Here is a 6,504-nt window from a genome sequence, read left to right on the forward strand (position 1 = left end):
CTTAAACCCAGTTATTTTAAATGTAGCTGACAATCTGGCAAATTTACGAATTTAGAGGAAAATTTCTGGTCAAGCCAAACCTTCCAAAGAGTTGTTAGCGCACTTCGGCAAATTGTTATAGCTGTAACATCAAACCCCAAAAGAGAGTTGCCGCGCTCCGCGCGGCAACTCTCTTTTGTTTATGTCCTGATACAGTTGACAGCAGCTAGAAGTACTCGCATATATAGCTATATTCATTTACAGCGCTTTGCGCTTAAATCCAAACCAAGGAAATTTTTAAAAGCTTTGCAAAGCAACGCTTTCAAAAATTTCCTTGTGGTTCGTTTGATCGATAATTGCTGTAAGTCAGGACATCAAACCCAATAGAGAGTTGCAGCGCAAAGCGCTGCAACTCTCTATTGGGTTTGATGTTTGTCCTAACATTACTGACAGCTATACCTTGAGGTTTTGATTTGTCCTAACTAACCTAATCATTACTATCAATAACTGTTTATTTGTGGATGCTTGATTTTTTGCTAGATACTATGCGATGGTGTTTATACTATACTCCGATATCATCGCGTAGATATAGTAGTTTCCGACTCAATATCTTAGTTTCTTCCTTTTAACTAGTCGTTCTCAAGTAAAGCCAAAATAATGAATAGAACCTACTCCAAAAGAAAATTTTCTAAAGTAAAGCCACTAACATTTCTTGCTGCTATGGTAATGTCGATAGTGGCAATCGCATTTTTTTCTTTATCACCACTGACGGCTCAAAACTCTGGAACCAAAATTGAGTTCGTTTCACCTAGTTGGGTAAGCGCAAATGCAAACGATCCTAATTTACGCATTCTTGATGTCCGTTGGAGTCCCATCGACTACTTTACGGGGCATTTACCCAACGCTGTCCATATTGCTGATAATCTAATCCGTCAACCTAAAGATGGCTTGCCAGTTCAGTTAGTCGATTCGGACAAATTAGCAGGTTATCTATCCAAAGCTGGTGTTACTGATAAAAGCAAGGTACTAATTTATTCCGATGGTCGTGATGTATTAGGTTCGAGTCAATTCGCCTATGCATTAGAACGCATTGGATTTAAAAATTCTGTTGCTATCCTTGACGGTGGATTGAGTGGCTATAAGCAAACTAATGCAGAGTTAACTCAAGCTTTTCCTAAATATCAAGCTGGGAAATTAAGCGTTAAAGATAACAAAAATATTCGCGTTAACCTTGCTCAGGTAAGAGATTTACTTGATAAAAAAGGAGTTGTTTTCATCGATCCCAGACCAGCTAAAGCCTTCGCTGGGGAAGAGAAATATTTTGTTCGTAATGGTCATATCCCTGGTGCGCGTAATATCCCTTGGCCGACCTTCACCGATCCGCAAAATCCTCACAAACTGAAGCCTTTAAGCGAGATTGAGAAGCTCCTTGCAGATAAGAAAATTGATAAATCCAAGGATATTATCGTAACCTGCACTACAGGTCGCGAAGCTTCATTGCAGTATGTCGTACTGAAGCATTTGCTTGGTTATCCTAATGTTCGATTGTATGAAGGATCTTGGACAGAATATAGCCAATCAGATTTGCCTGTAGAAACTGGTGCAGAACGCCCAGTGTAGAGCTAAACCCAAATAACTGGAGTTTAGACTAAAAAAGGAAAAAAAGGCAGAGTAAAAGAGATACAAACTGCCTAAAGTAGATGAAAAGAAAAAGCACATCTACAGTCATGATTATTGATAAACTACAGAACTTTCGTCAACAGGCATATAATTTTTTAGGTAAATGGAAGAGATGCAATATTTGACTTAATGGATGCAGTGTTAACCAGTCCAAGCGTGAAATCATTTGCAGAATTATCGTTATCTGCGGTGTATCGGCGGAAATGGTCAAGCCTGTATGAATCACTAAAAGATAGTCGTCCGAGACGAGGAAGGCTTAGACGACTATGTGTAGAACAAATACCCAAAGATATTCGACCATTGCTAGCAGGAGACCATACAGGGTGGGGAAGACCCCATGCCAAAAACGCTAAAAAGACAGGAGTTTTGTGCATCAACCGAATTTGGTTGAAGGCAACAAACCAATTGTGTTGGGGCATGACTACAGCACCTTGGGATGGGTACCAGAAATGTCAGGGAGTTGGGCAATCCCGTTATGTCACGAGCGGATCAGTAGTTTTGAGACAGCAGCCCAAAGAGCAGCCTTCCAACTGAGGCAAGTATGCCGCGATTTGTCCGTAAGACCGATCGCTACTTATGACAGTGAATATGGTAGTGCTGCCTTTATGAATTTGACCGAGGATATCCCAGCAGACTTATTGCTGCGTCTACGCCCGAATCGATGCTTATACAAAGCACCTGAACCCTATAGTGGCTCTGGTCGTCCTCGCAAGCATGGTGATAAATTCCAACTTGCCAATGCTGATAGTTGGGGAGACTCATCGGCAACTTTTAGCTTAGAGGATGAGACGGTCGGACAGGTGCAAATCCAGCAATGGTCTGATTTGCACTTTAAAAAGCATCCCAACGACATTTCCAAGTTATTCGAGTCACCCATCCCCATTGCTCTGGTTTATGGTTAGCTTGGGTCGGTGAACAAATGCCAACTTTAGAGCAGATTTGGCGCTTGTACTTACGCCGTTTTTGCCATCGACCATTGGAATCGCTTTGCCAAACAACGTTTACATTGGACGCTGCCACAATTACTGACTCCTCAACAGGCTTTGCGCTGGAGTGACCTCATGCCGTTACTCTCTTGGCAGTTATGGCTGGCGCGTCAACTGGTGATTGATACTCCTTTGCCTTGGCAGAAGCCTCAAACTAATCTTACTTTTGGTCGTGTCGCTCAGGGCTTTGCCGCACTTTTAGTCAGGATCGGCTCTCCTGCTTGTTCTCCGAACCTCGTGGTAAGTCTCTTGGTTGGAATCTGGGCGCAAGCGCGATCCTTATCCTCGCTTTCCTATCATCAAAAACGCGCTTCTCGTCCCAAAAGGTCAACAAAGACATCCTTAATTCCTAATCCTAAATATTCTCCTTTTCATTCTCTTGGATTTGCCCAGTTCTCCATTCTCTGGGTTACTTTTTCCTGCTCTTTTTCTGATTAGCTTAATCAACTTAGTCTAAACTCCAGTAAATATCAACTAAAGCAGTAGTATGTCTGACAAAAGTCTCCAGAACTTGCTTCGCTTCAATTTCTCCTACTGTAGTCGGATCATCAGCAATTACCCAATCACCAACCTGAATATCTTCAATATTCTTGATACCTTCAGTAGTTAGAATCTCTGTACCTGCAACAAAGCAATTTCCGCCCCCAATTTTTGTATTTCCAGCAGTTTTTAGGATGCTATCAGCACCTTCAGTACTACCTTTAACTGCCCTACTCGCTGAAAGGAACTGTTTAATACCTAAAAGCGAACCAGCAAAAGGTACATAAGCTAATAGATTCAAAGTATCTTCAAATTCAAACTTGCCATTGTCCTGATAACTATCGTTAAGATTTTTAGTCGCCTTGCCAGCACCATAGACATTTAGTCCAGTCTCTACAGCACCTATAGATACGCCAATCCATTTCAAAGAACCAATCGCAGTACTAGCCCATGTTGCTGCCTTCAAGCCGACCAAGAATGATACACCGATACCCGTAATGTTACCTGCATTGAATAAAGCAGAATGTTTCGGCTCAATCTTCTGACCAGAAGAAGCCTCATAGATATCAGTTAACAAACCACCCGATACACCACTCGCAAAACCAGCACCCCATTCACCAAACAAACCTAAGATTTGTTCACCACTAGCACCTGTTGCCGCAGCCGTACCGATATAGCCAACACCAAACCCAACACCACCACTCGCCGCTAAAGTCGATAGCACACTCAAAGTAGCCGATACATCCCCCATCGTAAAATAACCCGAAGGGTCAGTATTACTAACAGGATTTGCATCCGCATAAAGATAACTATTCTGGCTCGCAGGTCGCTCAATCACTCCACCAAAAGCATCCTTCGAGACAAACCGCCCTAAAAGCGGGTCATAATACCTAGCCCTGAGATAATCCAAACCAGTTTCACTATCCCTCTGCTCACCCGCAAACTGCGAAGAATTACCAAAAGTACCAGATTGATCCAGCAACACCCCAAAAGCATCGTAAGTATAGCGGTCAGTAATTAAACCAACATTATCCGTCACCACCCTAGTCGAACCCAAAGCATCCGTATGATAGAACCCTTCAAGCCCATCATGTCGTGGTACTGGTCAGCTAATAGGGGATAGATTCTGAAATGCTCATTTTATGCCAACAAAAAAGGCGCAAATATGTCGATCACGCTTTAGATAACCAGTACCCATGTCGTGACCTGACTAAACCTATCTTTATAAAAGTCGTCCAAAGAAAAGTCTTATTACAACACAAATTAGTAATGCTAAACTAATTACCATCAAGAGTATGCAATTAGTAATTTTCAGGAAAGTGTATAAGCGATTAGAAATGAGCAGTTTACTCATTAAAATCTCAAAAATAATGTAGTACCAAATAAAAAATGCAATTGCCATGATTAATATGACAGTACAAAACATTTTAGCTTATTTCCTATCAGTGTAAATGTAATAGCCTACTGCTGGACCGCCGACTACAAGTAATGCTTCAGCGCCTTGTTGAATAGGATGTTTAGCAGGATCGAAAATTATTCCATTAGAGCCTATGTTTCTGGGTCGGATATCATTGAATGGAGTGCCTAGTCTCTTTGTTCCTTCCCACCAAGTTCCCCAAAAGTTACCTGATGTATTAATTCCAGCATCACGTGTAACCAATTTGCCGTTTTTGTAAATAAAATTAGGAGCCATATCGCCAAGTTTTGAAAGAGCAGACGCTTGAGCATCTATTGAGGATCGACCAAATGCTTGAATAGGTGGGGAAGAGTTTGGATTAACTTGTTTTACAAAATAATTACCAACTTTTTTAATTTGAACTCCTCCAGGAAGATTTTTCCATTCAGAGCCGAAAGTAGTACTTTGGTTCGGGAACCATGTTTGAATTTTGGGATTGACATAAGAAGTTTTCATCTGTCCCCAATTACGCAGACTATCGTTAACCGCTCTAGCATTAGCCAGAAAAGTCTTGGCGGTTGGTGCAGCATAAGGTAGAAATGGTAATAGTAGGAATGAATCCTGCCATTCTGCACCTCCTAATCCTTTCTCACGAATTCTACTACCAAAATCAAAGGCAGTGATAAATTGACCAGTTCCCACATAAGTTGTAGCTGCCCACTTGGCTGCCCCCATGCTGAATCTTAAGGTTGATGCAGCTTGCATCCCTGTTGCGAAACTAGCAGTAGCACCAGCAAGCATTCCCATATTCCAAAGAAATCCTTCATGATTTTTAGTTGCAACATCTCCATAAGCCCAATTGCGGAACCTTGTTGATTGCCCAAAAGTGAACGTATGAGCAAACCCTGCCACCCATTGGTCTGCAAAATTTAACAAATCTTCAGGACTACTAGACGCTCCTGTTAAATAAGAAGCTCCAACATAACCAGCACTTCCTCCTATGCTAGCCAAAATACCTCCAATAGCTATACCTGCGCTAACTTCTCCAAGTGAGAAATATCCTGAAGGGTCAGTAAAATTAATCGGGTTGTTATTGGCATAAACATAAGGATTCTGGCTAATTGGACTACTCAAAGAACCACTAAAAGCGTCCTTAGAGATAAATCTACCTAAATCCGAGTCATAATATCTCGCTCTAAGATAATCTAAACCAGTGCCATCTCTTTGTTCACCAGCAAACTGAAAAGAGTTTTCAGAAGTACCACCATGAGCAAGTAAACGCCCATAAGCATCATAAACATAACGATCTGTAACCTGACCAGAGCTATCAGTCAACAAACGAGTCGAACCTAAACCATCAGCATGATAAAATCTCTCATCATTAACATTTTCAGATTTAATTAAACCCAAACCATAGCTATATTTCGTAAGAACTTGATTGTTTACATCATACTCTTGCAACACTTGTGAAAGCCCACTGGCATCAAGTAAATAATTAGTTCTTATCCCATCCGTAATACTCGCAACCCGACTACCAAAAGCATCATAGATATAATTAACCTGAACAGTACCATCATTCAATCCCACTAAACGATTCTCACCATCATTCATCCAATCATAGACAGTTGATTTAGTCCCATCGCTCCGCAACTTCAACGAACCATTATTGTCATAGGAGAAATTCGTAACCTTGGTTCCAGCCGTAGTATTCGTCAGTCGATTATTCGCATCATAGGCATAGGTCGTCAAACCCTCCAGCGTATCCGTCTTGCTCAAGCGATTGCTCACAAGGTCATAATTGTAGCCAATCGTGCGATCGCCCACAGCCGCATCCGTAATCTTCTCCTGCGTCAAGCGATTGACCACATCATAGAAATAATCCACAGTTCGACCATTATTCTCCACCACCTGCGTGCGATTACCCACACCATCGAGAGTATAACTAAAGCCAGAGAACACCGTCCCCGTAACATTCTTGGTAGT

General features: G+C 41.7%; 3 protein-coding genes and 1 pseudogene. 2 read left to right on the forward strand and 2 right to left on the reverse strand.

Features of this window, described 5'->3' with window-relative positions; translation table 11 throughout:
- Positions 1-636: 636 nt before the first annotated feature.
- Positions 637-1,599, forward strand: a complete 963-nt coding sequence (locus tag PSE7429_RS16425) for a sulfurtransferase (RefSeq protein ID WP_040689138.1) — start codon at positions 637-639, stop codon at positions 1,597-1,599.
- Between the two features lie 107 nt (positions 1,600-1,706).
- A pseudogene (locus PSE7429_RS27790) lies at positions 1,707-2,998 on the forward strand (NF041680 family putative transposase).
- 95 nt (positions 2,999-3,093) lie between these two features.
- Here PSE7429_RS27790 and PSE7429_RS16435 read toward each other — a convergent pair.
- On the reverse strand, positions 3,094-4,182 hold the full coding sequence (locus PSE7429_RS16435; protein WP_083888425.1) for an RHS repeat-associated core domain-containing protein: 1,089 nt from the start codon (positions 4,180-4,182) through the stop codon (positions 3,094-3,096).
- Positions 4,183-4,557: 375 nt separating this feature from the next.
- The coding region (locus tag PSE7429_RS16440; RefSeq protein ID WP_009628401.1) for an RHS repeat domain-containing protein at positions 4,558-6,504 on the reverse strand (1,947 nt) is incomplete at its 5' end.

Source organism: Pseudanabaena biceps PCC 7429 (assembly GCF_000332215.1).
Classification (GTDB): Bacteria; Cyanobacteriota; Cyanobacteriia; order Pseudanabaenales; family Pseudanabaenaceae; genus Pseudanabaena; species Pseudanabaena biceps.